At 75.4% G+C, this 6,363-nt stretch carries 1 pseudogene; it reads right to left on the minus strand.

What is annotated here, in order from left to right:
* A pseudogene (locus tag ACFV0G_RS32690) lies at nt 1-6,351 on the minus strand (SDR family NAD(P)-dependent oxidoreductase); the annotation flags it as partial.
* Nucleotides 6,352-6,363 lie beyond the last annotated feature (12 nt).

Genomic DNA, 6,363 nt, shown 5'->3' on the forward strand with positions numbered 1-6,363 from the left:
CACGGCCAGCGGCCCGCGGTCGAGGTCGGCGGCCGGGACGGTGAGCGCGCGGGCCTCGGCGCCGCGCCGGTCGAGCCCGCGGGCGAGGTCGTCGGCGCGGTCCCGGTCGTCCTCCGTCGCGATGACCGCCCAGGTGCCGGAGAGCAGCGGGGCGGGCAGGTCGGTGAGGGGCTGCCAGGTGATCCGGTAGCGCCAGCCGTCCACGGTGGACTGCTCGCGGCGTTCGCGCCGCCAGGTCGACAGCGCGGGGAGGACGGCGCTCAGCGGCGCGTCCGCGGCCAGGTCGAGCGAGCCGGCGAGCGCGTCCAGGTCCTCGCGCTCGACGGCCTCCCAGAAGGCTGCGTCCACGGGGTCCGCGCCGACGGTCCCCGCACCGTCCTCCGGCCGGGCCGGCTCGGGCCAGAACCGGCGGTGCTGGAAGGCGTAGGTGGGGAGTTCGAGCGGCGGGACGGCGGTGGTGCCCGCGAAGGCGGCGGCCCGCCAGTCGACGGCCACGCCGCGCACCCACGCCTCGGCCAGCGAGGCCAGCACCCGGCGCGGCCCGCCCTCGCCACGGCGCAGCGTGCCGAAGGCGGCGGCATCACGCTCAGCCGCCTCGATGCCGTCCTGGAGCGCCATCACCAGCACCGGGTGGGCACTGACCTCGATGAACGTGCCGAAGCCGTCCGCGAGAAGGGTGTCCACCGCCTCGGCGAAGCGGACGGTGGTACGGAGGTTGGTGTACCAGTACTCGGCGTCCATCCCGGAGCCGTCGACCAGGTCACCGGTCACGGTGGAGAACACCGGCACCGATCCGGCCTGCGGCCGGACCTCCGCGAGCACCTCCAGCAGCTCGCTGCGGATCGACTCCACCTGCGCGGAGTGCGAGGCGTAGTCCACGGGGATGCGGCGGGCCCGGATGCCGTCGGCCTCGCAGGAGGCCAGCAGCTCCTCCAGGGCGGCCGGCTCACCGGAGACCACGGCTGCGGACGGGCCGTTCACCGCCGCGACCGAGAGCCGGCCGTCATCCTTGAGACGCTCGCGCACCTCCTCCACCGGCAGGGCGACCGACACCATGCCGCCCAGACCCGCCAGCCCGCCCGCGATCGCCCGGCTGCGCAGGGCGACCACCCGGGCGCCGTCCTCCAGCGTCAGCGCACCCGCCACCACCGCAGCGGCGATCTCACCCTGCGAATGACCGACCACAACACCCGGCTCGACCCCGGACGAACGCCACACCTCCGCGAGGGAGACCATCACCGCCCACAGCACCGGCTGCACGATGTCCACGCGGTCCATCCAGGCATCGCCCTCGACACCACGGACCACATCCAGCAGCGACCAGCCGTCCGCGAACGGCGCCAACGCCGCTCCGCACTCCGCCATCCGACCGGCGAACACCGGCGAGGAATCGAGCAGGTCAACCGCCATCGCGGCCCACTGCGAACCCTGACCCGGGAAGACGAACGCCACCTTCCCCGCCGAGCCGGTCATGCCACGGACCACGCCCGTCCCCGGCGCGCCGGAGGCCAGGTCGGCCAGGCCGGAGCCGAGTTCGGGGAGGTCGGCACCGAGCACCACGGCCCGGTGCTCCAGGGCCGCGCGTCCGGTCGCCAGCGCCAGACCGGCGCCCTGCGCATCCGGCTCCTGCCCGGCGAAGGCCCGCAGCCGCGCCGCCTGCCCGCGCAGCGCCTCCCCGCTCCGCGCCGACACCGGCCACGGCACCACCGAGGCACCCACCACCGGCGAACCGGGGACGACCTCGTCCTCCTCCGCCGGCTCGTCCGCCGGGGCCTGCTCGATGATCACGTGCGCGTTCGTCCCGCTGAAACCGAACGAGGACACGCCCGCGCGGCGCAGATCCCCGGTCACCGGCCACTCCCGCTGCTCCGTCAGCAGCTCGACCGCACCCGCCGACCAGTCCACGTGGGGCGACGGCTCGTCCAGGTGGATGCTCTGCGGCAGGATGCCGCGGCGCAGCGCCTCGACCATCTTGATGACACCGGCGAGGCCGGCGGCGGCCTGGGCGTGGCCGAGGTTGGACTTCACGGAGCCGAGCAGCAGCGGGCGGTCCTCGGGCCGGCCCTGGCCGTACGTGGCGAGCAGGGCCTGTGCCTCGATCGGGTCGCCCAGCTTGGTGCCGGTGCCGTGCGCCTCGACGGCGTCGACCCGGTCGGGGGTCAGCCCCGCGTTGGCGAGCGCCTGGCGGATCACCCGCTGCTGGGAGGGCCCGTTCGGGGCGGTGAGGCCGTTCGAGGCACCGTCCTGGTTGATCGCCGACCCGCGCACGACGGCGAGCACCGGGTGGCCGTTGCGGCGTGCGTCGGAGAGCCGCTCGACCAGCAGCATGCCGACGCCCTCGGAGGGGGTGAAGCCGTCGGCCGCGGCCGAGAACGGCTTGCACCGGCCGTCGGCGGCAAGGCCCTGCTGGCGGCTGAACTCGATGAAGGTGCCCGGGGTGGACATCACCGTCACGCCGCCGGCCAGTGCCAGTTCGCACTCGCCGTTGCGCAGCGACTGCACGGCCAGGTGCAGTGCCACCAGCGAGGCCGAGCAGGCGGTGTCGACGGTCATCGCCGGGCCTTCGAGGCCGAACAGGTAGGAGACCCGGCCGGAGACCACGCTCGCGGCGGTGCCGGTGGCGACATGTCCCTCGGCGGACTGCGCGGCGCCGGCGAGCAGGCCCAGGTAGTCGCCGCCGTTGGTGCCCGCGAACACGCCGGTGCGGCTGCCCCGCAGTGCGTGCGGGTCGAGACCGGCCCGCTCGAACGCTTCCCAGGAGGTCTCCAGCAGCAGCCGCTGCTGCGGGTCCATCGCCAGCGCCTCGCGCGGCGAGATCCCGAAGAACCCGGCGTCGAATCGGCTGGCGTCGTGCAGGAAGCCGCCCTCGCGGATGTACGAGGTGCCCTTGGCATCGGGGTCGGCGTCGAACACCGTGTCCAGGTCCCAGCCGCGGTCGGTGGGGAACCCCGACAGGGCGTCACCCCCGGCGGCCAGCAGCTGCCAGAGCGCCTCCGGCGAGTCGACGCCGCCGGGGAAGCGGCAGCTCATGCCGACGATGGCGATCGGCTCGTCGTGTGCGGCGGTACTCGCCACCACCGGTCCCGCAGCGCCGGCGACCGTGCCGGAGAGCTCCTCGCCGAGGTGGCGGGCGAGCGCGAGGGCGGTGGGGTGGTCGTAGATGAGCGTGGCGGGCAGCCGCAGGCCGGCCGCGGCACCGAGGCGGTTGCGCAGTTCGACGGCGGTCAGCGAGTCGAACCCGAGCTCCTTGAAGGCCCGGCCGGTGTCGACGGCCTCCGGCCCGGCGAAGCCGAGTGCGGCGGCGACGTGCGAGGCCACCAGGTCGAGCAGGATGCGCTCCCGCTCGGCCGGGGCGACGCCCGCGAGCCGGGCGGCGAGCGCGCCGCCGGTGGACTGCTGCTCCCCGGTGGCAGCGCGGACGCCCTCCAGGACCCGGGCGGCCTGGGGGATCGCGGACAGCAGCGGGCGGACCCGGCCCGAGGTGAAGGCGACCGTGAAACGCTGCCAGTCGATGTCGGTGACGGTCAGTTCGGTGTCGCCCCGGTCCAGCGCCTGCTGCAGTGCGGAGACGGCCAGGTCCGGGGCCATCTCCAGGATCCCGTGGCGGCGCATCCGGTCGCCGACGCCGCCCTCGGCCATGCCGCCCTCGCCCCACGGGCCCCAGGCGACGGAGGTGGCGGGCAGGCCGTCGGCCCGCCGCTGGGCGGCGAGCGCGTCCAGGAAGGCGTTCCCGGGCGCGTAGTTGCCCTGGCCGGGCGCGCCGAACGTGGCGGCGAAGGAGGAGAAGAGGACGAACGCCGAAAGATCCAGGTCCCGGGTCAGCTCGTGCAGGTGCAGGGCGGAGTCGACCTTGACCCGCAGCACCCGCTCCAGCTGGTCGGTGGTGAGCGCCTGGATCACACCGTCGTCCAGCACGGCCGCCGTGTGCATCACCGCGGTCAGCGGACGCTCGGCGGGGATCGCGGCCAGCAGGGCTTCCAGCGCCGACCGGTCGGAGACGTCGCAGGAGACGATGTCGGCGGCGGCGCCGAGGGCGGTGAGTTCGGCGGCGAGTTCGGCGGCACCGTCCGCGTCCGGACCGCGGCGGCTGGTGAGCAGCAGGTGCTCGGCGCCGTTGCGGGCCAGCCAGCGGGCGACGTGGGCGCCCAGGGCGCCGGTGCCGCCGGTGACCAGGACGGTGCCGGTCGGGCGCCAGCCCTCACCGGCCGCCGGGCCGGCCGGGGCGTGCACCAGGCGGCGCACCAGTGCACCGGAGGGCCGGATCGCCACCTGGTCCTCACCGCCGGTACCGGCGAGGACGCCCGTGAGCCGGTCCATGGCGCGCTCGTCCAGCAGCTCCGGCAGGTCGACCAGCCCGCCCCAGCGGGGCGCGTCCTCCAGGGCGGCGACCCGGCCGAGACCCCAGACCAGGGACTGGGCGGGGCCGGTCAGCCGCTCGGCCCGGTCGACGGCGACGGCGCCGCGGGTGGCCGTCCACAGCGGCGCCTCGATCCCGGCGTCGGCCAGCGCCTGGAGCAGCACGACGGAGCCCGCCAGCCCGAACGGCACCGACGGGTGCGCGGAGCAGCGGTCCTCGACGGTGCCGAGCAGGGACAGCAGCCCGGCCGGACCGGCCCCCTCGGGGAGTTCCGCGGCCAGCCGGGCGGCGAGCGCGGCACGGTCGAGGTCGTCCTCGCCGACGGTGAGGACGGCGACGGCGGCGCCGCGCCGTTCGAGGCCGCGGGCGAGGTCGTCGGCTCGGTGCCGGTCGTCCTCCGTCGCGATGACCGCCCAGGTGCCGGAGAGCACCGGCGCGGGCAGGTCGGTGAGCGGCTGCCAGGTGATGCGGTAGCGCCAGCCGTCGACCGTCGACTGCTCCCGGCGCTGCCGCCGCCAGGAGGAGAGCGCGGGCAGCACGGCGCTCAGCGGCGCGTCGGCGTCCAGGTCCAGCGAGTCGGCGAGGACGCCGAGGTCCTCGTTCTCGACGGCGGCCCAGAACTCGGCCTCGACGGGGTCGACCCCGACCGTGAGCTCAGGGCCGGATGCCGCGGTGGGTGCATCCAGCCAGTACTGCGCGCGCTGGAAGGCGTAGGTCGGCAGGTCGAGTGGCAGGACCGCGGTGGTGCCGGCGAAGGCGGCGGCCCGCCAGTCGACGGCCACGCCGCGCACCCACGCCTCGGCCAGCGAGGCCAGCACCCGGCGCGGCCCACCCTCACCGCGGCGCAGCGTCCCCACACTCACCGCGTCGTGCCCGGCCGCCTCGGCGGCGTCCTGCACCGCCATCGCGAGCACCGGGTGCGCACTGACCTCGACGAACGTGCCGAAGCCATCGGCGAGGAGGGCGTCGACCGCCTCGGCGAAACGGACGGTGGTGCGCAGGTTCGTGTACCAGTACTCCGCGTCCATGCCGGAGCCGTCGACCAGATCACCGGTCACCGTCGAGAAGACCGGGACGGCGCCGGCACGAGGCCGCACCTCGGCGAGGACATCCAGCAGCTCGCTGCGGATCGACTCCACCTGCGCGGAGTGCGAGGCGTAGTCCACCGGGATCCGGCGAGCCCGGATACCGTCGGCCTCGCAGGAGACCAGCAGCTCCTCCAGCGCGGCCGGCTCACCGGAGACCACGACCGCGGACGGGCCGTTCACCGCCGCCACCGAGACCCGGGCGTCATTGCCGATCCGCTCACGCACCTGCTCCACCGGCAGGGCAACGGAGACCATGCCGCCCAGACCCGCCAGCCCGCCCGCGATCGCCCGACTGCGCAGCGCGACCACCCGGGCGCCGTCCTCCAGCGTCAGCACACCCGCCACCACCGCAGCGGCGATCTCGCCCTGCGAATGACCGACCACCACACCCGGCTGCACACCGGCCGCCCGCCACACCTCGGCGAGGGAGACCATCACCGCCCACAGCACCGGCTGCACGATGTCCACCCGATCCATCCAGGCGTCCCCGTCGACGCCCCGGACGACGTCGAGCAGCGACCAGCCGTCCACGAACGGCGCCAACACCTCCGCACACTCCGCCATCCGACCGGCGAACACCGGCGAGGAGTCCAGCAGCTCCAGAGCCATACCGGCCCACTGCGAACCCTGACCCGGGAAGACGAACGCCACCTTCCCGGGTGCGCCCGCAATGCCCTGAACGACCGCGCCGGCCACGACGCCGTCGGCCAGTGCCGACAGGCCGGAGCCGAGTTCGGGGAGGTCGGCACCGAGCACCACGGCCCGGTGCTCCAGGGCCGCGCGTCCGGTCGCCAGTGCCAGACCGGCGCCCTGCGCATCCGGCTCCCGGTCGGCGAAGGCCCGCAGCCGCGCCGCCTGCCCGCGCAGCGCCTCCTCGCTCCGCGCCGACACCGGCCACGGCACCACCGAGCCACCCAC

This window comes from Kitasatospora sp. NPDC059571 (assembly GCF_042735675.1).
Classification (GTDB): Bacteria; Actinomycetota; Actinomycetes; order Streptomycetales; family Streptomycetaceae; genus Kitasatospora.